This is a genomic window from Kosakonia pseudosacchari (genome assembly GCF_900184035.1).
In the GTDB taxonomy this organism is placed as follows: Bacteria; Pseudomonadota; Gammaproteobacteria; order Enterobacterales; family Enterobacteriaceae; genus Kosakonia; species Kosakonia pseudosacchari.
In genome coordinates, this window is record NZ_FXWP01000027.1 from 125,663 (window position 1) to 152,640 (window position 26,978).

The window sequence follows — 26,978 nt, forward strand, 5'->3', positions numbered from 1 at the left end:
AACGATTCTCTCTTCCTGGTGCAGGATTTTCCTATACTGGAAAGAGAGGGGGAATGAATATGTATCAACGTATTGACGGCATTCACTGGCGCCATATCTGGATTGTCGGCGATCTCCATGGTTGTCACCAACGTTTAATGCAAGCCTTACGGGAACGTCACTTTGACCCCTATCAGGATTTACTTATCTGCGTCGGGGATTTAATCGATCGCGGTCCGCAGAGCCTGCAATGCCTTGAATTGCTCAAAAAACCCTGGTTTCGTACCGTGCGTGGTAATCATGAACAGATGGCTATCGACGCGCTACGTTACGGCGAGATGGCAATGTGGCTGCTTAATGGCGGCAACTGGTTTAGCGCGCTTGATGAAGCACAGCAGCAACAGGCGCTCGAAGCACTGCGTGCTTGCGCTGAATTGCCATACATTATGGAGCTGCGCTGCAAGGGGGAGGTGAATGTGATTGCCCATGCAGACTACCCGGCGGAGGAGTACCTGTGGGAACAGGCGGTGGATCGCGAATCCGTGCTCTGGTGCCGCGACAGGCTTAACCAGTTGCTGGCAGGTAAAGGGAGTCGTATCGCGGGAGCCGATCATTTCTGGTTTGGCCATACTCCACTCAAGCAGCGTTTTGATGGGCAAAACCAGCACTATATCGATACCGGGGCAGTATTTGGTGGCGAACTGACGCTGGTACAGGTTCAGTGATCAGAAATCGCTGAACTCGTTAGCCGGGTGCCAGAAACCATCGATAAACTCTTCTACAGGAAAACAGCCGCCGTGGCGCATGCGCTGATCCTTCATTGCAATAAGGCACTGCTGTTCCGTGTTATAGACATCGACCACGATGTCATCGCATCCACCATCCAGGTAGCAAACAAATAATACCAGAGCGAACATTCCATCCTCGGCGCTGTACAACGTAACGATAAGTGTAGGGGATGAATGAGGGCAGGGGAAATTGGGCAGGTAAATAACCCGTCTTGCGGACGGGTTCCCATTGGGTCAGGCAAGACGCATAACCCAGGTATCAGATTTCTGATCGTAATGTTCGCGATAAAGCACCGAGTGTTCACCATTCAGGATCGCGGGAATGCTGGTATCCGCGTCCCAGGCATCAAGCTGCATACATAAATCCGGGTCAGAACTGCAGGGAATGCGTAACGTTCGCTCGCCCTGATTATCTCCCTGCAACTCGGCATCATCGATTTCAAATGCGCCAATACGCACGCTGGTTTTCGTCATAATGCTCTCCGTTGATGGTCAAAAAATGTGGTATGACCAGTAAAGTCACCCATATCTGAGCCTGGTACAACACTGAGCAAGTCGCCAGTCAAAAAATGCGTTTTTTTAGCGCACCGTCACGCATGACCGGCGAACAATCGCCCATCACGTACCAGTTCACGGGGATAACTGTTTTTCAGACGCGAACCGATTTTTTTGGCAAGCCCCAGAGGCTGGCCCTGAAACGTGACAATCACTTCATCACCTTTGGGGGGATTTTGCGGGTAAATATCGCGCCCGCGATACCACTCTTCCGCCTCGGCGAGCGTTAGCGCAAATGCCAGCGGATTATCACGGCTGGCGAGGGCAATAATCGCTTCATGTTGCCAGCGATACCCTTTGTTATAGGTCTCAGCAAGACGAATACCGATACGTGAAAAACGCACTTTACCAATCAGTGGTTCTATCTGTGCCGGGAACAGCCAAATCTCTTTATCCCGCTGCCATAAATGCAGCTCGTCGCCCCATTGAAGGCCAACTTGTGCTGCAGCCGTTGCCACCAGAGCGGAATCTTTAGGTTTCAGCGGGGTAAAGGGAAAATTACCGACCTTGTAAGTCGGCGCGGGCATCGGCGCTATCGCGGCGGTTTTACGCAGGCGCGCGACGAAAAAACCTTCACAGTCGTAAATCTGAGGGAACACATGCAGAAAACCTTCTGCGGTTAGCGCCTGGCTGGCTTGCGGGAACAGATCCCCAAGCGGCAAAAACTGTACAGCAAGCGGATATTGCGCCTGCAGCCAGTGGCAAATCGCTTCGTTTTCGTCACGATTGAGGGTGCAGGTTGAGTAGACCAGGGTTCCCCCGGGTTTTAAGGCGTGAAAGGCGCTGTCGATCAGCTCGCGCTGGGTGGCGGCAATCTCAAGGTTACTGGCAACAGACCAGTTTTTTAGCGCGTCGGCATCTTTACGTACCACGCCTTCGCCGGAGCAGGGCGCATCAAGCAAAACGGCGTCGAACATCTCTGGCAATGCCGGACCGAATACGCGCCCGTCAAAATGGGTCAGCGCCACGTTGCTGATGCCGTTGCGGCTGATGTTGGCATGCAATACTTTAACGCGGCTGGCGGAAAACTCATTCGCGAGGATCGCGCCATTGTTGCCCATCCGGGCTGCAATCTGCGTGGTTTTAGAACCGGGGGCCGCGGCAACATCCATCACTCGCTGTGGCATTTCTCCGTCGGCAAACAGCGCCGCGACGGGTAGCATTGAACTGGCTTCCTGAATATAAAACAGGCCGCTCAGGTGCTCTGCGGTGCTGCCCAGGGGCAATGCTTCTTCATCATCGCGCTCGATCCAGAAACCTTCCGCACACCACGGCACTGGCGTTAATTGCCAGCCATAAGGCGCGACCAGTTCCAGAAAGTCGTTAACGGAAATTTTCAGCGTATTGACGCGGATACTGCGTCGCAGCGGGCGTTGACAGGCAGCGATAAATTCATCGAATGAGAGATGTTCCGGCATCGCTTGACGCATTTGCGCCAGAAATTCATCCGGAAGATAGACAGCGTTTTGAGCCACGGGGCGCACCACAGGAGTAAAAACAGGCGCGCAGTGTAACATAAAGGCTCCGGCGCAAGCACGCCGGAGCCCACAGGCTTAACGTGGCAGGGCAGTGCCCCACTGGCGCCACTCTTTGGGTTCGCTTTCCAGCAGCAGGAAGTGTTTACCCGGTTGCGCTTTCGGCGCCAGCGGTGTTTCCGGCGGCGTAGCGAAGGCGATACCACCGCGAATAAACTGGTTGAACGTTCCTGTTTTCACCACGCCGCCAACCAGGCCAAAGTCCAGCGAGTAACCGGAAGCGAGCCAGAACACCGAATTATTCCGCACCAGATGCTGATAGCGTTTACTGATCCGCATGCCAATCATCACGCGATCGGAAAGCGTTCCCAGCATCATGCCAGTTACAGTGCCCACTTCGATACCACGGAACAACACCGGCGTGCCGATGTTGATCGAACCCGCTTCCGGCGCTTCGACGACGATATTGAGGCCATCGAGGTAGCGGGAATCCGTAATGGTGGCTTCAGAGATCTCAAAGTCGCGCCGCGCATCGCCGCGGCCTGGCTCCACATTGATATAGGGTTGCAACAAGGTATCGAGATGTTCGACACCCGCCGCGGAGATTTGCGGGGTGATCACCGAGAAGCGTGACCCGGCGCGGGCGAACGTCTGGACATACTCCGGATATAGCACTGCGCTCGCCTGGACTTCGTTCTTATCGGTAATCAGTTGCAGATCCTGAATCTGCCCGATATCAATTCCCAGATAACGGATAGGCATGCCCGCAGCCAGTTTGCCGGCGTCAAAGGCATGTAATGTAATCTGCCCACCGACCGCGCGAGCCGCGGTTTCTGAAGCGTAAAGTACGCGTTTATCGCCTTTGCGCACGCGGCCACTGGCGCCGCTAAGGTTATCGAAACTGATAGCGCCTTTTATAGCGCGCGAGAGCGGAGACGCCTGTACGGTAAGGCCGCTACCGTTAAGTTGTACTTTCGCGCCACCTTCAGCCCAGAAAACGCTATTGCTGGTCAGTAAATTGCGGTATTCCGGTTTGATATGCAGTTCGATATCAAAAGCATTCGCACGCGGACGCACAGTTATCACTTCGCCCACTTCAAACTTGCGGTACAGCACCACCGACCCGGCCTGCACGTCTGGCAGCGTGTATGCCGTCAGTGTCAGCGTGGTGGTTGGCAGGTCGCTCAGGCTGTTTTCGAGAGCCTTATCCAGATTGGCAAACAGAGGGTAACTGTTTTTCATCTCGCCTTTGGCACCAGGCAGAATGCGGATGCCGCCGCTGAGCCACTCGTTAGCGCTGGCGGCGAGGAACTCAACGCCATCCAGCCCCACTTTGACATCAACGCGACTGTTGACGACGAACTTGCTATCCCCGTGCACTAAATCGCGATACTGCGGATCAATAGCGACGGCAAACGTCACGCCCTGGTTCGTCAGGTTGCGCTCCAGCACCTGGCCGACCTGCACACCATGCAAAATCAGCGGTTGCCCGGCGTCAATACCGTAACTTTCCGGTGCGGTAAGCGTCAGGGTTACAACACCGGGCTCCTGCAACAGGTTTTTGTCCGCCGGCAGAACAACAAACTGATTACGGGGTTGACCTTCACCCGGTACCAGCTCCAGCGTGCTGCCGGTCAGCAGGGAACTGAGATTGGTATTACTCAGTGAGATTTTTGGATTGTGCATTTCGATGCGCGTGTTATCGCGCAACAGATTCACCACACTCGGATCAACCGTCAACTCGCCGCTGACAGCGCCGCCAGGGTTGAGATTGATTTTAGTCAGTTGGCCTACTTCCAGCCCCTGATACATCAGCGGTGTTGAACCGGCTTTTAATCCCTGACCACCAGGCAAATCGAGTTTCACCAGTACGCCGCGCTGGCTGTGCGCCAGGTCTTCGTACAAACCATATTCGTCGTCCTGGGCGGCGGGTTGCGAGGCTTCGGGGGAGTCAAAAGCGATTGCGCCGTTGACCAGTGCCGCCAGGCTTTCAAGTTCGACTTTGGCCCCGCTCAAGCCGACATCGGCTTTCACACCGGAAACGTTCCAGAAACGGCTGCCTTTTTTCACCAGGTTAGTAAAACGGCGCTCGATCAGGACATCAATGGTTACGCCCTGTTTATTGGCATTGATCGAATAGTCGTAGACGCGACCGACCGGGATTTTACGAAAATAGACCAGCGAGCCGCTGTTCAGCGCACCCAGGTCCGGAGCATGAAGGTGGATCATTAATTCGCCGTTGTTCAGGCGATATTTGGGTTGCGTATCCAGTGCGGTGAAGTGCTCCTGCGGCTCACCTTTACCCGGCATCATGCCTATATAGTTACCGCCTACCAGCGCATCGAGTCCTGAAACACCCGCCAGCGACGCTTTCGGCGTAACCAGCCAGAACTGAGTTTCACTGCGTAGCGCATCTTTCATATTGGATTTGATGCTGGCGCGGACTTCGATTTTTTTCAGATCTTCGCTCAGGCGGATGTCTTGCACCGTGCCGACTTCAACGCCCTGATAGCGGACAGGCGTTCGCCCTGCAACAATGCCATCGGCGGACATAAAATCAATCGTGATGGTGTTGCCACGATCCTCATAAGTGCTCCAGATAAGCCAGCCCGCAATGAGCAGGGCGATGACCGGGAGCAACCAGAAAGGCGAAATGCGCCGTTTTGTTTTAATACGCGCTTCAGTCGGCGAAGCGGGGGTTTCCTGACTCATGTGCATCCCAAAGTAAGCGGCTGTCCAGCCATTCCACAGCAAGAATAGTCAAAATTACCGCCGCGCCGAAATAAAACGCAGCGGGTCCCATCGTAAAGTTGAGTAACTGGTCGCGATTAATCAGTGACATCATGAGTGAAATGACAAACAGATCGAGCATCGACCAGCGCCCAATCCAGGTCACAAAGCGCAAAAGTAAAATGCGAGTGCGTAACCCCTGTTCAAATTTGAAATGGATGCTCAGCAGCAGTGTAAAGAGCACAATCACTTTGGTAAACGGCACCAGAATACTGGCGATAAACACCACACCTGCCACGGCAATATTGCTGTGCGCCAGCGAAATAATCCCCGACATAATCGTATCTTCTTGTCGCGAACCATTGACGTAAATAACGGAGATCGGTAACAGGTTCGCCGGGAACAGAAAGATCAACGATGCGAGAAGTGACGCCCAGCATTTCTGCAAACTCTGTTTACGGCGATGCGTTAATGGAATGTGGCAGCGAGGGCAGCGGCCGCGAACGTCGGGAAAGCCGGTAAAATGACAGCCCAGACAGACCTGCAATGTGGAATCGGGGCGTTTCGCCGGGCGTTGCGGATAAAAACGCTCCCACAACTGTTCTACGTTCAAATGAATCAGCGTCATTACGCTTAAAATCACAAGCGCGCCAAACGCGAACAGCCCGAGCCCTGGTTGTAGATAGGCGTAATCCTGCACTTTAATAGAGGCGACGCCAACGCCAACCAGATAGATATCCAGCATCACCCACTCTTTGAGTTTTTCCAGCATTAGCAACACGGGACGCAAATTCATGCCGAGGATGTTGCCAAGCCATAAATAGGCGATAGCCGTAACCAGCACCAGCGGCGCGCCAACGGTGCAAAACAGCACCATCGCGCCGGTAATGGGCGAGCCTTGCGCGGTCATTTGCCAGATACCCTGCAATAAATTGGCGTCAATACGTACACCGAGCAAATAGAGATGCAGCAGCGGTTCACCCCAGGCGAAGGGCATCAAAAGGATCATAGTTACCGCCATCGCACCGAGGCGCGTTAAGGACCAGTCCCGTCCGTCACGGACTTTGGCATCACAACTCGGGCAAAATGCGCTTTGGTGCGATTTCATAACCGGTAACGCAAAAAGCGTATCGCACTGGGGACAGCGCTGATAATGTGCGCGTGGCAGCGCTTCGCCCACGCGATGAACGGCGATTTTTTTCCCCGGCGTAATTTGTTGTATCTTTAGTGCCATTGCGGGTATCAAAAAATGTTTAGATGTATCTATCTTAACTCATGAATGGAACATCTTGAGCATCAACGCATTTAATGCTTATTTTAATAGGCTAAGCAGTTTTTCGAAGTAAGACACCAAAGTGGTTGGATAATGAACGAAACAGAATTTTACGCGGACTTAAACCGCGATTTTCAGGCGTTAATGGCAGGTGAAACCAGTTTTTTAGCGACGCTCGCGAATACCAGCGCGCTGTTATTTGAACGCCTTGATGGGGTGAACTGGGCCGGTTTTTATCTTCTGGAAGCGGATACGCTGGTATTAGGGCCGTTCCAGGGCAAAATTGCCTGTGTGCGCATTCCTGTTGGGCGTGGCGTTTGCGGCACTGCGGTCGCGCAGAACCGCGTACAGCGTGTGGAAGATGTGCATCAGTTCGATGGTCATATTGCCTGCGATGCGGCAAGTAATTCTGAAATTGTACTGCCGGTAACGGTAAATAATCAGATTATTGGCGTACTGGATATCGACAGCGTCGTCTTTTCTCGCTTCACCGCCGAGGATGAACAGGGGCTGCGCGAGCTGGTTTCGCATCTTGAAAACGTTCTTGCGGCGACCGATTATCAAAAAATCTTTGCACCCGTCGCAGGATAATCAACGGATAACGTAGCATTTACCGATAGCGTCATTATAATGACGCCTGTTCATGCCTGCGCTTGTTGGCAACGTCCGTTGTAATCAGGAAATTTCATGGAAAATCAACCTAAGTTGAATAGCAGTAAAGAAGTTATCGCTTTTTTGGCCGAACGTTTCCCACACTGTTTCAGTGCTGAAGGCGAAGCACGCCCCCTGAAAATCGGTATTTTTCAGGATCTCGTCGAGCGTGTGGAGGGTGAGATGAATCTCAGCAAAACCCAACTTCGTTCCGCTTTACGTCTTTATACTTCAAGCTGGCGTTACCTGTACGGTATCAAAGCTGGTGCGGCGCGTGTGGATCTCGATGGCAACGCTTGTGGCGTGCTGGATGAGCAACACGTAGAGCATGCCCGCAAACAGCTTGAAGAAGCCAAAGCGCGCGTTCAGGCACAACGTGCTGAACAGCAAGCGAAAAAACGAGAAGCCGCTGCTGCCGCAGGTCAAGAAGAAGCGCCGCGCCGTGAGCGTAAAGCCCGCCCGGCTCCGCGTCGTAAAGAGGGTGCAGAACGCAAACCTCGTACTGACAAGCCTGTTGCGAAAACCCAGCGTGCGCCCCAGCAGGAAGTGCGCCACACGCCAGTTTCAGATTTATCTGTGCTCAGCGTGGGTCAAAACCTGAAGGTGAAAGCAGGGAATAATGCGATGGACGCCACGGTGCTGGAAATCACTAAAGATGGCGTTCGCGTACAGCTTAGCTCGGGTATGTCGATGATTGTACGCGCAGAACATTTAATGTTCTGAAACGGAGGCCTGGCCTGGCATGAACACTTTGTTTAAGCGCACAGCATTGGCTGGTCTGTTATTCGTAACAGGCCACGCTCTGGCTGTGGAAGATATTACCCGTGCCGATCAAATTCCGGTATTAAAGGAAGAGACTCAGCACGCGACGGTGAGTGAACGCGTAACCTCGCGTTTTACCCGCTCTCACTACCGTCAGTTTGATTTAGACGCCGCTTTTTCGGCGAAGATTTTCAATCGCTATCTCAATCTGCTCGACTATAGCCACAATGTGCTGTTGGCGAGTGATGTCGAACAGTTCTCCCAGAAAAAAAGCCTGATTGGCGACGAACTGCGCACCGGTAAGCTGGACGTATTTTACGACCTGTACAACCTTGCGCAGAAGCGTCGTTTTGAGCGCTACCAGTACGCGCTGAAGGTGCTTGAGCGTCCTATGGATTTTTCCGGTAACGACACCTTTAATCTTGACCGTAGCAAAGCGCCATGGCCGAAAGATGAAGCCGAACTGAACGCGCTCTGGGACAGCAAAGTTAAGTATGACGAACTTAGCCTCAAGCTGACCGGGAAAGACGAGAAAGAGATCCGCGAAACGCTGACGCGTCGTTATAAGTTTGCGATTCGCCGTTTGGCGCAAACCAATAGCGAAGACGTGTTCTCGTTAGCCATGACCTCTTTCGCGCGTGAAATTGACCCGCACACCAACTACCTCTCTCCGCGTAATACCGAACAGTTTAATACCGAGATGAGCCTTTCTCTTGAGGGGATTGGCGCGGTGTTGCAGGGAGATGACGACTATACCGTGATCAACTCTATGGTCGCAGGCGGCCCGGCAGCGAAAAGCAAAGCCATCAGCGTTGGCGATCGTATCGTTGGCGTTGGGCAAACCGGGCAAAATATGGTCGATGTCATCGGCTGGCGTCTTGACGATGTGGTTGCGCTGATTAAAGGACCCAAAGGCAGTAAAGTGCGCCTCGAAATCCTGCCGGCGGGTAAAGGCACCAAAACGCGCATTGTTACACTGACGCGTGAACGGATTCGCCTCGAAGATCGCGCGGTGAAAATGTCCGTGAAGAGCGTCGGCAAAGAAAAAGTTGGCGTACTGGACATTCCTGGTTTCTATGTCGGTCTGACTGACGATGTCAAAGTCCAGTTGCAAAAACTTGAAAAACAAAACGTTAGCAGCGTGGTTATCGACCTGCGTACTAACGGCGGCGGCGCGCTAACGGAAGCGGTATCGCTCTCGGGCCTGTTTATTCCGTCCGGCCCGGTGGTACAAGTGCGTGATAATAACGGAAAAGTGCGTGAAGACAGCGATACCGACGGCGTGGTCTATTATAAAGGCCCGCTGGTGGTGCTGGTTGACCGCTTTAGTGCCTCGGCATCCGAAATCTTTGCCGCTGCGATGCAGGACTATGGTCGTGCGCTGATCGTCGGCGAACCGACGTTCGGTAAAGGTACTGTGCAGCAATATCGCTCGCTCAACCGTATTTACGATCAGATGCTTCGTCCTGAGTGGCCGGCGCTGGGATCGGTGCAGTACACCATCCAGAAATTCTATCGTGTAAACGGTGGGAGTACGCAGCGCAAAGGCGTAACGCCGGACATTATTATGCCGACGGGAACGCAGGTTACTGAAACCGGTGAGAAATTTGAAGACAACGCATTGCCGTGGGATAGCATTAACGCGGCGACGTTCGTGAAGTCTGGCGATTTAAAACCGTTTGGCGCGGAGCTGCTCAAAGATCATGAGGAACGGATCGCCAAGGATCCTGAGTTCCAGTACATCATGAAGGACATTGCGCGTTTCGATGCGTTGAAAGATAAACGTAACATTGTTTCTCTTAACCTGGCGCAGCGTGAGAAAGAGAATGCGGAGGATGATGCCATTCGTCTCTCGCGTCTCAACGATCGCTTCAAACGCGAAGGTAAGCCGCTGCTGAAAAAACTGGACGATTTGCCAAAGGATTATCAGGAGCCCGATCCGTATCTCGATGAAACGGTTCATATTGCCTTGGATCTGGCCCATCTGGAAAAAGAACAACCCGCGGAACAACCCGCTCCCACGAAGTAAAAATAAAACAGGCACAAGAAATTGTGCCTGTTTTTTTAACAACTCTTCTCTGGCGTAAGCAACATACTACAAAATGTAAAGTTGTGTTTTTCTCGTGACTTACGCTGCCCTGATGCTTGAAAATAACCGCTATGCCCATACGATGTGGGTAATCGCATAGTGCGTTTTGTTAAGTCGAGGTTAAAAGAAAATTATGATGCGAATCGCGCTCTTCCTGTTGACTAACCTGGCCGTCATGTTGGTGTTCGGTCTGGTACTTAGCCTGACGGGCATTCAGTCGAGCAGCGTTCAGGGCTTGTTAATTATGGCGCTGCTGTTTGGTTTTGGCGGTTCGTTCATTTCGTTGTTGATGTCGAAATGGATGGCGCTGAAATCTGTTGGTGGTGAAGTGATTGAACAGCCACGTAACGATATGGAGCGCTGGCTGATGGACACCGTTGCCTGGCAGTCTCGCCAGGCGGGTATCGCGATGCCGCAGGTGGCTATTTACCATGCGCCGGATATCAATGCCTTCGCAACCGGTGCGCGCCGTGATGCTTCGCTGGTTGCTGTCAGCACCGGCCTGCTGCAAAACATGAGCCGCGATGAGGCCGAAGCCGTTATCGCCCATGAAATCAGTCATATTGCGAATGGCGACATGGTCACCATGACGCTGATTCAGGGTATTGTGAACACTTTTGTTATCTTCATTTCTCGCATCATTGCGCAAATTGCGTCAGGTTTCCTCAGTGGTAACCGTGATGATGGCGAAGAAACTAACGGCAACCCGTTGATCTACTTCGCGGTTGCAACGGTGCTGGAGCTGGTGTTCGGTATCCTGGCGAGCATTATCACTATGTGGTTCTCGCGTTACCGCGAATTCCATGCCGATGCCGGATCTGCAAAATTGGTGGGGCGTGAGAAGATGATTGCTGCTCTCCAGCGTTTGAAAACCAGTTATGAACCGCAGGAAGCAAGCAGCATGATGGCTTTCTGTATTAATGGTAAGTCAAAATCGCTGAGCGAACTGTTCATGACTCACCCGCCGCTGGACAAGCGTATTGAAGCATTGCGTTCTGGCGAATATCTGAAATAACAGGTTATCCGGAAGTAAAAAAACGCGTCGAATGACGCGTTTTTTATTGCCCGTTCAAAACCACGCGCTTAGGACGTGGTAAACAACATATTTTGGTACCTCAGGACTTAAAGCTTACAGAACGTTAATCTTTTCGATTGTTTTATCAACGACTTGTTATACAAGTTTTTTACTCACTGGCGCGCGGCTGTGTAATTCGTAAGCTGCTGATTACGGCAGCAATCGTGGCGAGCGTTCCTGCAAGTAGCAACGAGGTATGCGTCCCATGCGTTTCAAAGAGATTAAACATCAACGCTACCAGTGCGGCACCGGAGCTTTGCCCCAGTAAACGCGCCGTACCCAGCATGCCACTGGCACCGCCACTGCGCTGGCGCGGTGCGGCAGTAATGATCGTGTGGTTGTTGGGCGATTGAAACAGGCCGAAACCCGCACCGCATAACGCCATTCGCCAGATAATTTCAATATCTGTCGGTGCCGATGGAAGCAGTGCTAGTGCAAATAACCCGCCCGCCATCATGACCATTCCTAACCCACCCAAAAGCCCGGCATGTACGCGCTCAATCAGATATCCGGCCAGCGGAGCCATTACCATTGTCGCCAGCGGCCAGGGCGTTAACAGCAAACCCGTTTCCACTTCACTGCGCCCTAGCACTGTCTGCAAAAAGAAGGGCAGGGAAACCAGCGCCAGCATCTGCGCGCAAAATGAACAGACAGAGGTACCAATCGACAGAGAAAAAAGCGGGATCCGCAGCAAATCTACAGGTAATAAAGGCACCGGTAATTTCAGCTGCCGGCGAACAAAAAGTGAACCGATGAGCAACAATGCGACCAATTCCACTAACACTAACGTCATGGATTGTCCCTGAGCGAAGCTGCTAAGTGCAGTGATTAACAGGCCGAATGTCAGCGCATTCATCACCGCGCTGGGCAGGTCAAATTTAGGTTTTGCACTGCGTGTCGCATTGGGGGGGAGGTATTTTACTGCCAGCAGCAAAGCGAGAATACCCAGAGGCACATTGATCAGGAATAACCATTGCCAGGAGGCAACAGAAAGAATAGCCGCTGCAATGGTTGGCCCTGCTGCGGATGATACGGCAACAACGAAGGAGTTAATGCCCATGCCGCGCCCCAGGCTGCGATAGGGATAAATCAGCCGAATGAGCGCAGTATTAACGCTCATCAGTGCGGCACCGCCAAAGCCCTGCGCAACACGCGCCAACGTTAAGGTCAATAACGAGTCGGAAAGGGCACAAAGTAATGAGGTAAGCGTAAAGAGCACCAGGCCGCATTGATAAACCCGGCGATAACCAAACATATCGCCAAGGAATGAAAGGGTTAGTAGTGAAACGACAATGGCAATTTGATAGGCGTTAACGATCCAGATTGAACTCGCAGCGGAAGCATTCAGATCCCGTGCAATGGTCGGTAGAGCAACGTTAGCAATTGCACCGTCAAGCACGGCCATGGCGATGCCAAGAATAATTGTCAGAATTGCGCCGTAACGCTGTGGAATGGGCAAGCCATCAAAGGAAGATTTATCCATGGAAATTTCAGGGTTAATGTCACAAAGTTATTTGTATAATAATTCTATCATTGGCATTCCGGTTTTATGTCGCAGATTTGTAACGAAGTTGACAAACGCACATTGCGGTGACCGGATGACGAATTTATAATAAAAACCGATTCTGAATTTTATAAAACACAGGCGATGAGGTGATTAATGGCAATCGCAGATTTGGACAAGCAGCCAGATTCTGTCTCTTCTGTATTGAAGGTATTTGGCATTCTGCAGGCGCTCGGAGAAGAGCGTGAAATCGGCATCACCGAGCTTTCGCAGCGTGTCATGATGTCGAAAAGCACCGTCTATCGCTTTTTGCAAACCATGAAATCGTTAGGTTATGTCGCGCAGGAAGGGGAGTCTGAAAAATATTCCCTGACGCTGAAGCTTTTTGAGCTTGGTGCGCGGGCATTGCAAAACGTTGATTTGATCCGCAGCGCGGATATCCAAATGCGCGAGCTTTCTCGTCTGACGAAAGAGACCATCCACCTGGGCGCGCTGGATGAAGATAGTATCGTATACATTCATAAAATTGATTCAATGTACAATCTGCGTATGTATTCGCGCATTGGTCGCCGTAACCCGCTGTACAGTACTGCGATTGGTAAAGTCCTGCTGGCGTGGCGCGATCGTGAGGAAGTGCAGCAGATTCTCGAAGGTGTAGAGTATAAGCGCAGCACTGAGCGCACTATCACCAGCACCGAAGATCTGTTGCCGATGCTGGATATTGTGCGTCAGCAGGGGTATGGCGAAGACAACGAAGAACAGGAAGAAGGCTTACGCTGTATTGGCGTACCGGTTTTTGACCGTTTCGGTGTTGTGATTGCTGGTTTAAGTATTTCTTTCCCGACATTGCGCTTTTCGGAAGAACGCCTGCATGAGTACGTTGAAATGTTGCACAATGCCGCGCGTAAAATTTCCGAACAGATGGGTTATAACGACTATCCGTTCTGAATGAAGACAAAAAAGCCGCCTGAAAAGGCGGCTTTTTCTTGTGTAAAGGGTTAGCCGTTATCGACTACGGTATCGCTTTTGCGCAACAGCGGGCAGTTTGCCAGACCAAAAAAACCATTACTGGAATGCACATATTGTGCGGTGCTGGTGCCTCGTGCAGTAGCATATTTACATTGCAAGCCCAGCCCAGCCGCGTTTTCCGTACTGTTAATCAGCACCCCGTAACCGCTCAGCAAGAGCCCAATCCACAGCAGCGCCACAATGATAACGCTTCGTATGAGTGTACGCATATTTGCTCCTTGCATATCGGCAGACTTTATCACAAGGCTACGGTATTTACCTGGTGAAACAAGTCCAGCATTCCTAAAAATACCGAAAGGAGATACAGTTAGTCGCGGTTTAAGGAAGCCATGATAACCTGGTTACCCTTGCAACGTATCGGAGAGTGGAGTGAGAAAATATAGATGGCTGATTCTGACTGCCGTATTGGTAGTCTGCCTGCTGCTCTGGACTCAAATGCTTAACGTAATGTGTGATCAGGATGTACAATTCTTCAGCGGCATCTGCGTCATCAATAAATTCATCCCCTGGTAGTGGCATTTTTTCAGTGAGAGATTTCCTTCCTTGACGTCAGTGGTAGAATGCCGCGTCTATATTGAGGTGGTGAAATGAACGAAGTTTTAAATTCAGGCGCGATCAACCTTGCGTCCATAATCCTTTCTTTGGTGGTTCTGCTTGTCGGTCTGGTTTTGTGGTTCTTTATCAATCGAGCCAGTTCGCGCACGAATGAACAAATTGAGTTGCTCGAAGCGCTGCTGGATCAGCAAAAACGACAAAATGCGCTGCTGCGCCGCTTGTGCGAGTCTAATGAACCCGAAAAAGACGAAGCGGTTGAGCCAGTAAAAGCGCAAGAAAAAGGCGATGATGATTTCATTCGCCTGGTCGCAGAGCGCTAACCTGCCCGGGAGTGCGAGATGGTGTGGAGAAACCCCTGGTATAATCCTGCAATCTCGCACCATACGCCGGAAGGTTTTACCAACTCGGCATCTGTCGCCCATCAACCCGGAGATGTTAAGCGCTGGCGAAAAGAGCGGCAGGCCGCCGGCCTTCCCAGACCACCTTCCTGCGGTTACCCAGGATTTATCGAACAGTGGTGGCAAAAAGCTAATGTTGTTGGCGAGGAAGATTGCCTCTGGTGGTTAGGCCATGCCTGTATGCTCTTGCGTCTTCAGGGTCAATATCTTCTCACAGATCCCATCTTTTCCCGTCGTGCCTCACCTGTAAGTTTTGCAGGTCCACAACGTCGTACACCGACAGCGCTCTCAATTGTTGACATTCCACAGCTGAATGCGATTCTTATTTCTCACAACCATTACGATCATCTGGACGCATGGACGGTGCGCGCGCTGCTGCGTCGCTTTCCGGATGTGCATTTCTTTGTACCGCTGGGGGTTGGCGATTGGCTTCGTTGCCGCGGTGCGCAGCATGTCACTGAGTTAGACTGGTGGCAAAGTTTTACATTTCAGGGAATAACCTACACCGCAGTGCCTGCACAACATTGGAGCATGCGCACATTATGGGATCGCAATCGTTCATTGTGGTGCGGCTGGGTCATTGAATCATCAACGCAGCGTTTTTGGTTTGCGGGTGATACAGGTTACACGCCAGAATTGCTCACCATTCCTCAACGGTTAGGTCAACTGGATACTATCGCGCTGCCAATTGGCGCTTATGCGCCACGCTGGTTTATGGCGATGAATCATATGGATCCCCAAAGCGCTGTTACACTCTGGGAACAGCTGGGGACACCACTTGCTGTTCCCATTCACTGGGGAGTATTTGAACTGGCGGACGAATCGCTTGATGAACCGGTAAAAGAGTTACAGAGAGCATTAACCGAAACGGCAGTGGAAAAGGACACCTTTCGCATCTTAAAAATTGGGCAGTATTTGCCCCTTTGTTAATTCAGACCGTCCTTCAAAAAGATGAGTTTTTTTATAATCATCTTCTTTTATTTATATCGAAACGTTTTCTTTGCCTTTTTATGAGGCAGTGTCATCATAATTTCATTATTTTGGTGCACAACTTTGCTTATTTGCACAAGAAATATCCATAATGGTTCGAGGTAATAGCTTCCGCGATGTGTATATTTGTTTAGGAATCTTCCTAGTCTAAGAAAATGGCATAAGTATGCGCAAAAAGTTCTTACGATATACGCTATATGTATAGCGGAGCAGGAGCGGACGTGGAGCAACGGAACTTATTGAGCTATAGTAATAAATTCGCTGCTTTGAGTATTGGTATTGGTGTTCAGAGCGTCTGTTATAGCGTTCAATGTTATGCATAAACGTGCACAACAAGTGTTGATGACCGTAGAATTTGTGCGACGGATCCAGACATGTTTAAAAATGGCTTGCCATAATTTACGTATTATGTGATAACACGTTTTGGGTCAATCGAGGTACAGTTCTGTTTATGTGTGGCATTTTCAGTAAAGAAGTCCTGAGTAAACACGTTTCGTTGAATACAGCTTCTCTGCCGAACCTTATATTAGTGCCTCAAGCAGTAATGTCTCAGTTTTCTCAGTCAATGCCTGCGGGCGAAGTATATACATTAAGGAATTTTGCAAATGGCAAAGATTAAAGGTCAAGTTAAGTGGTTCAACGAGTCTAAAGGTTTTGGTTTCATTACTCCGGCTGACGGCAGCAAAGATGTATTCGTACACTTCTCTGCAATCCAGGGTAACGGCTTCAAAACTCTGGCCGAAGGCCAGAACGTTGAGTTTGAAATTCAGGACGGCCAGAAAGGCCCGGCTGCAGTTAACGTAACTGCTATCTGATTTCGACACCCCTGAGCTTGAAGCGCATGTAGCGCATCAATGTCAGACATAAAGCCTCGCCTTCGTGCGGGGCTTTTTAATTTCCACGGCACAACAAATGGCGGTACACTTTCGCCCTTTAAGAATGCCCCGGAGTTTTTATGGCCTTCAGTTGCCCGCTCTGCCACGAACCTTTGCACCGTCGAGATAAATCCTTCTTTTGCGCGCAGCGGCATCAGTTTGATGTTGCGAAAGAGGGTTATGTTAATCTTTTGCCCGTTCAGCATAAACGCTCAAAAGATCCTGGTGATAGTGCGGAGATGATGCAAGCGCGCCGCGCTTTTCTGGATGCGGGGCATTACCAGCCATTACGTGATGCAATTGGTGACATTTTGCATGCGCGACTATCGCCGTTAGCCGATGCGGTGCTGGATATAGGCTGCGGGGAAGGGTATTACACCCAGGCTTTTGCCGCGATTGCACAGCAACATGGCGCGCAAATGTTAGGGCTGGATGTTTCAAAAGCGGCGATCCGCGCGGCTGCAAAGCGCTATTCGGCAATCATGTTTTGTGTTGCTTCCAGCCACCGCTTGCCTTTTGAGGATGGCTGCATTGACGGGCTGGTGCGTATTTATGCGCCCTGTAAAGCGCAAGAACTGACGCGCGTAATGAAACCAGAAGGTATTGTCATCACCGCATCACCAGGACCCCGCCACCTGATGGAATTAAAGGGGCTTATCTATGATGAGGTGCATTTGCATGCGGAAAATAACGGCGATATAGCAGGGTTCAGGCTACTGGAACAGCAATCGCTCTCTTATGAGATGACATTGACGGGCCAGCAAGCCGTTGCGTTATTGCAAATGACGCCTTTTGCCTGGCGGGCAAAACCGGAAGTGTGGGAAAAATTAGCGGCAATGGAACAATTCCACTGCCAGACCGATTTTACGATCCACTGTTTACAGCGGGAAAGTTAAGCGGCGAAGTGGCTCCACAAGATTTGCGCGCCAATGCCAATCAGTACGATCCCACCGAGGATTTCGGCGCGCTTTCCAAGCATGGGGCCAATAAAGCGGCCAATCATGATCCCTACCGTGGACATAATAAAAGTGGTGCAGCCAATCGCCAGTGCGGTCGCCACAATATTCACTTGTAGAAAAGCGAGGCCAACACCCACGGCCATCGCGTCGAGGCTGGTTGCAATTGCAGTGGTTACCAGCAGCCAGAAACCATGGCGCTGCGGCGTTTCCGCTTCACTGTCCTCATCGCTACGCATTCCCTCCAGCACCATTCGGCCACCGAGAAACACCAGCAGCACAAACGCTATCCAGTGATTCCATTCCAGGACAAATTTCGTAGCCAGCAGGCCCAGCCCCCAGCCAATCAGCGGCGTCAGGGTTTCAATCACGCCAAAGATAAGGCCGGTGCGCAATGCTTCAGAAAACTTCGGCTTATGTAAGGTGGCACCTTTACCGATAGAAGCAGCGAAAGCGTCCATCGACATGCCAAAAGCGAGGAGAAGAGTGGCAGATAAATTCATGTGAGCGTCCTGACCGGGAGTTCCATATAACACATCTCTGCCCCCAGTAAACAGCAGTTGATGTGCCAATGGTCTCGCCTGACTGATAACTTCAGTCCGTACGTGCCACGTTTTGCAACGAGTATGTTGACACGTACATTTCCAGGTGGTGGAAATCGGCTACTCCCCAACGACGGACGCACCTTAACATATTTTGAGAATATAAAACAACAACAGCAATATATAATGTTGTTTATTTATCGATAACGATTAGCATTTAGATTTATTGGTAATAATTACGTTAATAAATATAAGTACATCGCCCCATAAATATAGCAAAGGCTATAAGTTTGTTGATTATTTACGCGGAGCGATCTCCGCGCTACAAAATCCTAACTTACTGAGTTTTAAGTAAAACAGAAGAGATCTTCTCCAGGTCGTCGATATTTCGTACGCGAATAAGCAAACGTCGTTGTTCTAATTGCATCACTAACACACCATCTTCCGATAAATTCATCTCTTTTATACGGCTATATTCAATCCACGCATTTGCTAAGAAAAAACCTCGCATTTTAAAGATGATTTTGGGGGCGCGGATCCAGAATAAATAAATACCCAGCAAAGCCAGCGCAAATAATAACCACAGGGTTAATGGTGAACCGCCATTAGCCGTGTTGTTATAGATAAGGATCACCAGTAAGCCGACAAAAATAGTGCCATCAGTACGGCTTCTGCGTAACAGGGGAACCGCCAGGAGCGTGGCACCATTGCGGCGTGGCATGATGAATTCATCATAGATGGCGAAAGCCAGCAGGGCGGCGATAAACAGTACCAATACGATATCCGTAATCGTCATTGTTTCTCCTTACATAAAAAAACCGGGGGCAAGCCCCCGGTTGTCACATCACACATTACAGACCCAGAAGACCAATGGCGTAACCCACAATCCCGATTACGAAGAAGCCAACGATAATCCACAGTGGGTTAACTTTCTTACGCAGCAGCCACATGCAGGCGAAAGTCAGCAACAGCGGTACCAGGCCCGGCATTAATTGATCGAGAATGGTTTGCACCGTCGTGACGTTGGTTTTACCGGTCTGATCGGTAATTTCGGATACCACAAGCGGAATGTTCACATGCGTCCACTTGTTAACCAGCGCACCCATGACGAACAGGCCGAGAATTGACGCCCCCTCGGTCAGTTTTTGCAGGAAACCACCGCCCATATCTTTAACAATGTCGATACCTTTACGGTAGCCGTACGCCACGCCGTAATAACGTGTCGCCAGGCGGACGATATTGAACAAGAAGAAAAACAGCAATGGCCCAAGCAGGCTACCACTCATAGCAATACCCGCACCGAGCGCCGCAAATACCGGACGCACCGTACCCCAGAAAATCGGGTCACCGACGCCTGCCAGCGGCCCCATCAGACCAACTTTGATACCGTTAATCGCACCATCGTCGATCTCTGCGCCATTTGCACGCTGCTCTTCCATCGCCAGCGTAACGCCCAGTACTGGCGCAGCGACGTATGGATGGGTGTTAAAGAACTCCAGATGACGTTTAATGGCCTGACGGCGCGCTTCGTTATTTTCCGGATACAGGCGTTTGATCGCCGGCACCATCGAGAAGCAGAAGCCCAGTGCCTGCATACGTTCGAAGTTCCATGACCCCTGGAACAGGTTAGAACGCAGGAACACGCCACGAATGTCACTCTGGGTGAGTTTTTTCTCAGTCGGAGTTTTTGTCATATCAACCATGTCGTTCACCTGTTAATCCAGTTCGTTATCAAGATCGTTGGAACCCGCAGCCGGAGCAGCGCCGCCTGCTGAACGGTTATATTTCGGGCTGAGCTGAATGTAGAGAATCGCCATGACTGCACCGATAACACCCAGCGAAACGAGGTTGAAATTGGTGAATGCCGCCGTCACGAAGCCGAGATAGAAGAACGGCATCAGGTAGCCTGCGCGCATCATATTAATGACCATCGCATAACCTACCACCACGATCATGCCACCGGCGATATTCAGGCCACTGGTCACCACTTCAGGAATGGCGTTCAGCATGCTCTGTACTTCACTGGTACCGACAGAGATAGCGACAATGACCGCCGGGATAGCGATACGCATAGCTTGCAGGAACAGGGAAGAGACGTGGATCCAGGAAAGTGCCGTCAGGTTGCCGGTTTCGGCTGCCTTATCCGCGGCATGCTGGAAGCCGACGGTAATGGTACGAACAATAATGGTCAGAACCTGGCCTGCCGCCGCCAGAGGAATGGCCAGCGCGATACCGGCACCGATACTCTGATGACCGCCGATGACCAGAATGGTCGAGATAATCGACGCCAGCGCTGCATCGGGAGCGACCGCCGCACCGATGTTCATCCAGCCCAGAGCAATCATTTCCAGCGTACCGCCGATAATGATACCGGTTTTCATATCACCAAGAACGATGCCCACCAGCGTACATGCCACCAACGGACGGTGGAACTGGAATTCATCGAGTATCGACTCCATACCGGCAATACACGCGACGACGAACACCAGCACAATCTGAAGAGTGGTAATCTCCATTGTACTTCTCCTATAGCTAAATCAGACGTAAGTGTGAAAACTGAGTCAATCAGGCCGCCGCGGTTATTTCGCCACTTTGCTGATTAAATCCATCATTTTCAGTTTCGGATCGTTGGAAACTTTGCGAACTTCCAGCTCGATATTGCGTTCGTTCAATTTTTTGAATGCGGCAATATCTTTCTCATCCACCGAAACCGCGTTATTCACCTGGGTTTTACCCTGACGGTAAGCCATACCGCCGATGTTGACGGAGGTGATTTTTACCCCCTCTTCAACGACGCGCAGCACATCCGTCGGATTGGTGAACAACAGCATCACGCGCTCGCCCGCGTATTTAGGGTTGTTATATACACGCACCATTTTGGCGACATCAACGACATGCGCCGTCACGCCTGGAGGCGCAACCTGAGTCAGCAGGGTTTTACGGACATTATCTGCTGCCACTTCGTCGCTCACGACGATAATACGCGTAACGTTAGTCTCTTTTGTCCAGCGGGTAGCAACCTGGCCATGGATCAGACGGTCATCGATACGGGCAAGGCCGATAACCATATAATCGTTCGGTCCCATAGGTTTGGCTGGCGCTGCCGCTTTCGGTGCCACAGGAGCCGGCGTGGGTTTGGCCACCGGCTGGGCTTTGAGCGCTTTCACGCCTTCACGTCCGGTCTCCACCGCCAGCGCCACCAGTTCGTCGAATGTCGGGTTGTCATCCCGGGCCATCAGTGTTTCCACCAGCATCGGAATATTGACGCCAGCAATAACTTCATAATGCTCTTTATCGACGACAATGCGGCTGGCAGCGTTAAACGGGCTGCCGCCCCACGTATCAACGAGAAACAGCACACCCTTGCCGGTATCCAGCTTCGCCAGTTGTGCGTTGTACTTTTCGATCAACGTTTCCGCATTTTCACCGGGAACAAAATCAATCCAACCGACGTTCTCCTGCTCGCCCAGCAGCATCTCGGCGGTTTTGAGCAACTGTTCCGCAGCCCAACCATGTGTGCCTATAACAATAGCAATGGTCACTTGCTACCTCCTTCTTCTTGTCGTTAACACATCATTAATTGATGTATTGTGAATCTGTCCCGGTAACGGTAAACCGAATCGATTCAGATAAGGGTTAAAGAGAACACCTATGACTTTCGGGAATTATTTTAGATAGTGAAAAAATAATTTATGTGATGAAGATCCGTAATTTAGGTTTCCTCTTCGTGAAATTTCGAAGCGCAAAATATCCACACAAATTGCAAATTCCGGTAAATCTTTGCAAATGCCAAAGTCTCTCTGATATGTTTATCCTCCGTTTAATTAGTCAGGAGTATAGGGCAGCAGCCCACCGTATGGATCGTCACCGACGTCAGTTCACTTTTGGGCCTTCTCGTGCCTCGCAGTCCGGCGTTTTCCGCCATTTCCCATCGACGTTCAATGTCATATTTGTGCGTTTGTGCACACTGAATAACGCATCTCTTATCAGGAGCCTGTCATGGAATTCTTAATGGATCCCTCGATTTGGGCGGGATTATTGACGCTGGTTGTTCTGGAAATTGTTCTCGGTATCGACAACCTGGTGTTTATTGCCATCCTTGCCGACAAACTGCCGCCGAAACAGCGTGATAAAGCGCGTCTGATTGGCCTGTCGCTCGCGTTGGTGATGCGACTGGGGCTGTTGTCGCTGATCTCGTGGATGGTCACGCTGACACAACCGCTTTTTTCCGTCTGGGATTTCACCTTCTCCGGTCGCGATCTGATTATGTTGTTCGGCGGTGTATTCCTGTTATTCAAGGCGACGACGGAGCTGCATGAACGGCTGGAAAACCGCGAACATGACAGCGGGCATGGCAAAGGCTACGCCAGTTTCTGGGTGGTCGTCGTGCAGATCGTTATTCTTGACGCGGTGTTCTCACTCGATGCGGTCATCACCGCGGTAGGTATGGTCAATCACCTGCCGGTAATGATGGCGGCTGTCGTTATTGCTATGGCAGTGATGCTGCTGGCGTCAAAACCGCTGACGCGTTTTGTCAACCAACATCCCACGGTGGTCGTGCTCTGTCTGAGCTTCCTGCTGATGATTGGTTTGAGCCTGGTGGCCGAAGGTTTTGGCTTCCATATTCCGAAAGGTTACCTGTACGCGGCGATTGGTTTCTCCATCATCATTGAGTTCTTTAACCAGATTGCGCGCCGGAACTTTATTCGTCATCAGTCACATCTGCCGCTGCGCGCCCGTACGGCTGATGCCATCCTGCGTCTGATGGGCGGCCGTCGCCAGTCGAACCCGCAAATTGAAGCGGATAGCCAGGCCTCCGTGCCGGTGCCGGAAGGGGCGTTTGCGGAAGAAGAACGTTATATGATTAACGGCGTATTAACGCTGGCCTCACGCTCGCTTCGCAGCATTATGACGCCGCGCGGTGATATCAGTTGGGTAGATGCCAACCTGGGTGTTGAACAGATCCGCCAGCAACTGCTGTCCTCGCCGCACAGCTTGTTCCCGGTCTGCCGTGGTGAGCTGGATGAAGTCATTGGCATTGTGCGGGCGAAAGAGATCCTGGTAGCGCTGGAAGAGGGCGTGGATGTTGCAGCGATCGCGTCGGCAACACCGGCGATTGTTGTGCCGGAAACCCTGGATCCGATTAAGCTGCTGGCCGTATTGCGCCGGGCGCGCGGAAGTTTTGTTATCGTCACCAATGAGTTTGGTGTCGTGCAAGGCCTGGTAACGCCGCTGGACGTGCTGGAAGCCATCGCCGGGGAATTCCCGGACGCGGATGAAACGCCAGAAATCGTTGCCGACGGTGATGGCTGGCTGGTCAAAGGCACCACAGATTTACATGCGCTGCAGCACACCCTGGGCCTTGACAACTTCATTGATGAAGACGAAGACATTGCCACCGTGGCCGGTCTGGTGATTGCCGCGCGAGGGCAAATCCCGCCAGTGGGCGAAACCTTCGAAATGGCACCGTTGCATATCACCGTGATTGAAGCCAACGATTACCGTGTTGATCTGGTCCGTATTGTTAAAGAGCAACCTGCTCACGACGAAGAAGAGTAATTTTTACCCCGGCATTAACGGCGCGACATGGCCGTTATGCCGTTCCGGCGGCGGGGAGATATTCCCTGCCAGCCAGGCCGGAAAATCCTTCACCGGCATGGGTGCCGCAAAAAGAAATCCCTGCAACATATGCACACCCTGTTGACGTAAATACTGCGCTTGCTGCGTGGTCTCCACTCCCTCGGCGACCAGCTCGATATTCAGCCGTTGGCCGAGCGCAATAATCATATCGGTCACCGTCGAGTTCACCGCATCCGTACCGATAGCTGCGGTATAAGACTTATCAATTTTCAGAATGTCCGGGTGTAATTTCTCCAGCCATGAAAGCGAGCTATTCCCCGTACCGAAATCATCAATCGCGATCTTCGCGCCATGGCGATGAAGTTCGCGCAGCATTCGTGATTCGACATCCAACAGCGCATCGCGCTCCGTGAGTTCAATGGTTAACTGCTGGGCAGGATTTTTGCTAAACCAGAGCTGGACGACATCTTTTAGCAATTCACCGTGCCGTAAATGGCTTGGTGCGGCGTTGATACCAATATGAAAGTGAGGATCATCCGGGAAGAGCGCCAGCTGACGCTGCGTTTCAGTCAACACATAACGTGTCAACGGCGCGATCAGGTGCTGTTCTTCGGCGATTGGGATAAATATTTCCGGCGAAATCCAACCCTGGCGCGGATTGTGCCAGCGCAACAAAATTTCGACGCCCGCACACTGCATGTTGTGTGCATTGAGTAACGGCTGGCAAAACAGCTCAAACTCATGCCCGGCAAGCCCGAGGTTTATCTCGCGGGAAAAACTCATACGGCTGGCGGTGGCAAACCAGGCAATAAACCCGGTCAATAAACCCATCATCAGCGCCAGAGGCAACTGTGAAGGCAAATGCCACAGCGCCAGCCGCGTAGAGCCCGGCCCGGTAACGCTGACGGTAAAAGGAAAATGGGCAGAGGTACGCTGGTAGCGCTTCTCGTTTTCCAGCGGCGGTAAGTTATCCAGCACACCTTTGCCTTCGACGAGATGTTTGCCGCCGACGCTGAGGCTGACGCTGGTAATCAATGGCGCTTGCGGCTCCAGCATTAAGTTGCTGAGCAACTCAATATTTACCGCTTCCATCACACCACTTTGCCCGTCTTCGCTGGTGGGATACCACATGATCAAGATAGGGCGATCTTTTAATAGTGATTGATCAGTGGTGAGTACCAGTTTTTGCGAACGTGACGGCAGCGAGGGTTGAAGCTGGTGAATGGCAACATCACGTTGGCCAAAGATACTCGAACAATAGAGCGTTCCGTTTTGAATCAGACCGATAGATCGCACGGTCTGCAGGCTTGCTGCTAGTTTGCGAAGTTGCAGGTGGATTTCGTTACAGGGAATGCCAACCAGCGGCACCAGCACACTGCGACCCGCTTCCAGCGGCAGCATCAAGCGCTCAAGGGTTTGAACTGCGTGGCTGGTAAAGGCGTAAACGCGCTGATGATTTAAATTACGCTCCGAAATAAAGCGAAACGTGAGGGTCAAAAATAGTGCGACAGCGCCAACCAACACGCAAACAATGGCGCGCCGTCGTCGGTAACTTTTAATGATCCGTTGAGCCGTTTGCATGCCGCTGCCGCCTGTAAAATCCCTGGCCTGATTTCCATGCCAGAACACTCAAAGTGTAGTGGGGAATTACCGAAGCGACGATAAATCGGTGAAAGCTCACTCAACTGCAGCAAAGGTTAAAAAAAACGCCGTTCGGCTGAACGGCGTTGATAAGCAAGCATTAATCACACTGTACTTTGATGGCAAGCCCGCCACGCGATGTTTCACGGTATTTGGCGTTCATATCTTTCCCGGTCTCGTACATCGTTTCGATCACTTTATCGAGCGATACACGTGGCGCACTGGTGCGGCGCATGGCCATACGCGAGGCGTTAATCGCTTTCACCGATGCAATAGCGTTACGCTCAATGCACGGGACTTGTACTTGCCCGGCCACCGGGTCACAGGTCAGACCGAGGTTGTGCTCCATGCCAATTTCCGCCGCCACGCAGACCTGTTCCGGGCTGGCACCCAGCAGTTCCGCCAGGCCCGCCGCAGCCATAGAACAGGCAACGCCCACTTCGCCCTGGCAGCCAACTTCGGCACCGGAAATGGAAGCATTCATTTTATACAATGCGCCGATGGCGCCAGCGGCGAGGAAATAGCGGATATAAATATCCGGGCTGACGGATTCGATAAAGTGGTCGTAATAGGCCAGCACAGCCGGAACGATGCCGCAGGCACCGTTAGTTGGCGCGGTGACCACGCGGCCACCGGCGGCGTTTTCTTCGTTAACCGCCAGCGCAAACATATTCACCCAGTCGATAACGTTCATCGGATCGCTGGAGAGCTTATCACTGGCAACCAACATACGACGCAGTGCGGAAGCGCGGCGCGGAACGCGCAGCGGCCCCGGCAATACGCCTTCCGTATTCATGCCGCGATCGATACAGGCGCGCATGGTAGACCAGACATTACCGAAGTACTCTTCAATCTCTTTTTTCGAGTGCAATGCCAGTTCGTTCTGCATCACCATGCCAGAAAGCGACAAACCGGTTTCTTTGCAATACTCCAGCATCTGGGTCGCGGAATTGAACGGATAAGGGACATCGACCGAGCTGGTGGTCTCTTTACCAAAATGCTCTTCATCGACGATAAACCCCCCGCCGATGGAGTAGTAGGTTTTGCTGTAAATGACGCTTTCGCCATTCAGCGCGGTGATGCGCATGCCGTTCTCATGCAGCGACAGGTTATCGCTGTGAAAACGCATCCCGTCATTCTGTGGGAAATCGACTTCATGACGCCCCTGCGCCAGCAGCAGACGCCCGCGATTTTCCACATCACGGATAAAACCCGGAATTGCATCGATATCGACCGTGGCCGGCTCGTTGCCCGCCAGCCCCATGATGATGGCGATATCGGTATGGTGACCTTTCCCGGTAAGGGAGAGCGAGCCGTACACATCAACCACCACGCGGGTGACGTTATCCAGCAATCCTTTTTCGACCAGGTCATCGACGAACTGCTTACCGGCCTTCATCGGGCCTACAGTGTGGGAAGATGAGGGACCGATCCCCACCTTAAACATGTCGAATAGACTAATCACATTAACGCTCCTGACAGGGTTACCGGCGTTTCCAGTAACGATGTAATAACTGCGCATAGTGTAAGA

General features: G+C 51.6%; 26 protein-coding genes, 1 pseudogene and 1 riboswitch. Of the genes and pseudogenes, 13 read left to right on the top strand and 14 right to left on the bottom strand.

Going from position 1 to position 26,978, the window contains the following annotated elements:
* Positions 1-59 precede the first annotated feature (59 nt).
* The gene (gene pphA / locus BN2591_RS23180; RefSeq protein WP_086874080.1) at positions 60-704 is read left to right on the top strand and encodes a protein-serine/threonine phosphatase; all 645 of its coding nucleotides are present in this window, start codon (positions 60-62) and stop codon (positions 702-704) included.
* On the opposite strand, the gene BN2591_RS23185 is transcribed toward pphA, so the two are convergent.
* From BN2591_RS23185 to yebS, 5 genes are all read right to left on the bottom strand, one after another.
* Entirely contained in the window at positions 705-896 is a 192-nt protein-coding gene (locus BN2591_RS23185; RefSeq protein WP_086874081.1) for a YdfD/YebW family protein, read from the bottom strand. It abuts the gene before it with no gap.
* Positions 897-1,001: 105 nt separating this feature from the next.
* On the bottom strand, positions 1,002-1,241 hold the full coding sequence (locus BN2591_RS23190) for a YebV family protein (protein ID WP_017456958.1): 240 nt from the start codon (positions 1,239-1,241) through the stop codon (positions 1,002-1,004).
* Positions 1,242-1,357: 116 nt separating this feature from the next.
* Positions 1,358-2,797, bottom strand: coding sequence for a 16S rRNA (cytosine(1407)-C(5))-methyltransferase RsmF (gene rsmF, locus BN2591_RS23195; RefSeq protein ID WP_208616159.1), 1,440 nt, complete (start codon positions 2,795-2,797; stop codon positions 1,358-1,360).
* 78 nt (positions 2,798-2,875) lie between these two features.
* Positions 2,876-5,509 (bottom strand): PqiB family protein, encoded by a 2,634-nt coding sequence (locus tag BN2591_RS23200; RefSeq protein ID WP_159457507.1) that lies wholly within the window; start codon positions 5,507-5,509, stop codon positions 2,876-2,878.
* Positions 5,478-6,761: a membrane integrity lipid transport subunit YebS gene (yebS, locus tag BN2591_RS23205; RefSeq protein WP_086874084.1), complete on the bottom strand. Its 1,284-nt coding sequence runs from the start codon at positions 6,759-6,761 to the stop codon at positions 5,478-5,480. The genes BN2591_RS23200 and yebS overlap by 32 nt, the downstream gene beginning before the upstream one ends.
* A gap of 132 nt (positions 6,762-6,893) precedes the next feature.
* On the opposite strand from yebS, the gene BN2591_RS23210 reads away from it, so the two are divergent.
* From BN2591_RS23210 to htpX, 4 genes are all read left to right on the top strand, one after another.
* A complete protein-coding gene (locus BN2591_RS23210; protein ID WP_086874085.1) occupies positions 6,894-7,391 on the top strand; it encodes a GAF domain-containing protein in 498 nt (165 codons plus the stop codon).
* A 96-nt stretch (positions 7,392-7,487) separates the two neighbouring features.
* Positions 7,488-8,174 carry an RNA chaperone ProQ gene (gene proQ / locus BN2591_RS23215; RefSeq protein WP_086874086.1) on the top strand — a complete coding sequence of 229 codons (687 nt, stop codon included), beginning with the start codon at positions 7,488-7,490 and terminating at the stop codon, positions 8,172-8,174.
* A gap of 19 nt (positions 8,175-8,193) precedes the next feature.
* Positions 8,194-10,242: a carboxy terminal-processing peptidase gene (prc, locus tag BN2591_RS23220; protein ID WP_086874087.1), complete on the top strand. Its 2,049-nt coding sequence runs from the start codon at positions 8,194-8,196 to the stop codon at positions 10,240-10,242.
* A 193-nt stretch (positions 10,243-10,435) separates the two neighbouring features.
* On the top strand, positions 10,436-11,317 hold the full coding sequence (htpX, locus tag BN2591_RS23225; RefSeq protein WP_086874088.1) for a protease HtpX: 882 nt from the start codon (positions 10,436-10,438) through the stop codon (positions 11,315-11,317).
* A gap of 169 nt (positions 11,318-11,486) precedes the next feature.
* Here htpX and BN2591_RS23230 read toward each other — a convergent pair whose 3' ends face one another.
* Positions 11,487-12,860, bottom strand: a complete 1,374-nt coding sequence (locus BN2591_RS23230; RefSeq protein ID WP_086874089.1) for an MFS transporter — start codon at positions 12,858-12,860, stop codon at positions 11,487-11,489.
* A 177-nt stretch (positions 12,861-13,037) separates the two neighbouring features.
* Here BN2591_RS23230 and kdgR point away from each other — a divergent pair, with 177 nt between their 5' ends.
* Positions 13,038-13,829, top strand: coding sequence for a DNA-binding transcriptional regulator KdgR (kdgR, locus tag BN2591_RS23235; protein WP_045511376.1), 792 nt, complete (start codon positions 13,038-13,040; stop codon positions 13,827-13,829).
* A 50-nt stretch (positions 13,830-13,879) separates the two neighbouring features.
* Here the strand turns inward: kdgR and BN2591_RS23240 are convergent, their stop codons facing one another.
* The gene (locus tag BN2591_RS23240; RefSeq protein WP_086874090.1) at positions 13,880-14,119 is read right to left on the bottom strand and encodes a YobH family protein; all 240 of its coding nucleotides are present in this window, start codon (positions 14,117-14,119) and stop codon (positions 13,880-13,882) included.
* Between the two features lie 160 nt (positions 14,120-14,279).
* Between BN2591_RS23240 and mgrB the strand changes: the two genes are divergently transcribed.
* The 6 genes and pseudogenes from mgrB (at position 14,280) to rlmA (ending at position 17,624) form a co-directional block, all read left to right on the top strand.
* Positions 14,280-14,423, top strand: a complete 144-nt coding sequence (mgrB, locus tag BN2591_RS23245; RefSeq protein WP_086874091.1) for a PhoP/PhoQ regulatory lipoprotein MgrB — start codon at positions 14,280-14,282, stop codon at positions 14,421-14,423.
* 74 nt (positions 14,424-14,497) lie between these two features.
* Positions 14,498-14,785: a YebO family protein gene (locus BN2591_RS23250; RefSeq protein WP_086874092.1), complete on the top strand. Its 288-nt coding sequence runs from the start codon at positions 14,498-14,500 to the stop codon at positions 14,783-14,785.
* 18 nt (positions 14,786-14,803) lie between these two features.
* Complete coding sequence (locus BN2591_RS23255; protein ID WP_086874093.1) at positions 14,804-15,793, top strand: MBL fold metallo-hydrolase; 990 nt, start codon at positions 14,804-14,806, stop codon at positions 15,791-15,793.
* A 511-nt stretch (positions 15,794-16,304) separates the two neighbouring features.
* Positions 16,305-16,446 (top strand): annotated as a pseudogene (locus BN2591_RS24430) (DUF2627 domain-containing protein).
* 12 nt (positions 16,447-16,458) lie between these two features.
* On the top strand, positions 16,459-16,668 hold the full coding sequence (cspE, locus tag BN2591_RS23265; protein ID WP_001062678.1) for a transcription antiterminator/RNA stability regulator CspE: 210 nt from the start codon (positions 16,459-16,461) through the stop codon (positions 16,666-16,668).
* 140 nt (positions 16,669-16,808) lie between these two features.
* A complete protein-coding gene (gene rlmA, locus BN2591_RS23270) occupies positions 16,809-17,624 on the top strand; it encodes a 23S rRNA (guanine(745)-N(1))-methyltransferase (protein ID WP_086874094.1) in 816 nt (271 codons plus the stop codon).
* Here the strand turns inward: rlmA and mntP are convergent.
* The 5 genes from mntP to manX form a co-directional block, all read right to left on the bottom strand.
* Entirely contained in the window at positions 17,621-18,187 is a 567-nt protein-coding gene (mntP, locus tag BN2591_RS23275) for a manganese efflux pump MntP (RefSeq protein ID WP_143468283.1), read from the bottom strand. The genes rlmA and mntP overlap by 4 nt on opposite strands.
* Before the next feature lie 6 nt (positions 18,188-18,193).
* A riboswitch (yybP-ykoY riboswitch) is annotated at positions 18,194-18,367 on the bottom strand.
* A 196-nt stretch (positions 18,368-18,563) separates the two neighbouring features.
* On the bottom strand, positions 18,564-19,022 hold the full coding sequence (locus tag BN2591_RS23280) for a DUF986 family protein (protein WP_086874095.1): 459 nt from the start codon (positions 19,020-19,022) through the stop codon (positions 18,564-18,566).
* 55 nt (positions 19,023-19,077) lie between these two features.
* Positions 19,078-19,929: a PTS mannose transporter subunit IID gene (locus BN2591_RS23285; RefSeq protein ID WP_065368270.1), complete on the bottom strand. Its 852-nt coding sequence runs from the start codon at positions 19,927-19,929 to the stop codon at positions 19,078-19,080.
* Between the two features lie 12 nt (positions 19,930-19,941).
* Positions 19,942-20,742: a PTS mannose/fructose/sorbose transporter subunit IIC gene (locus BN2591_RS23290; protein WP_017456976.1), complete on the bottom strand. Its 801-nt coding sequence runs from the start codon at positions 20,740-20,742 to the stop codon at positions 19,942-19,944.
* Positions 20,743-20,805: 63 nt separating this feature from the next.
* Complete coding sequence (manX, locus tag BN2591_RS23295) at positions 20,806-21,768, bottom strand: PTS mannose transporter subunit IIAB (RefSeq protein ID WP_086874097.1); 963 nt, start codon at positions 21,766-21,768, stop codon at positions 20,806-20,808.
* 457 nt (positions 21,769-22,225) lie between these two features.
* On the opposite strand from manX, the gene yoaE reads away from it, so the two are divergent.
* Positions 22,226-23,785, top strand: a complete 1,560-nt coding sequence (gene yoaE, locus BN2591_RS23300; RefSeq protein ID WP_086874098.1) for a CNNM family cation transport protein YoaE — start codon at positions 22,226-22,228, stop codon at positions 23,783-23,785.
* Between the two features lie 3 nt (positions 23,786-23,788).
* On the opposite strand, the gene BN2591_RS23305 is transcribed toward yoaE, so the two are convergent.
* Together BN2591_RS23305 and sdaA are read right to left on the bottom strand one after the other, a co-directional pair.
* Positions 23,789-25,387 (bottom strand): EAL domain-containing protein, encoded by a 1,599-nt coding sequence (locus BN2591_RS23305; RefSeq protein ID WP_086874099.1) that lies wholly within the window; start codon positions 25,385-25,387, stop codon positions 23,789-23,791.
* Between the two features lie 160 nt (positions 25,388-25,547).
* A complete protein-coding gene (sdaA, locus tag BN2591_RS23310) occupies positions 25,548-26,912 on the bottom strand; it encodes an L-serine ammonia-lyase (protein WP_086874100.1) in 1,365 nt (454 codons plus the stop codon).
* Positions 26,913-26,978: the final 66 nt, after the last annotated feature.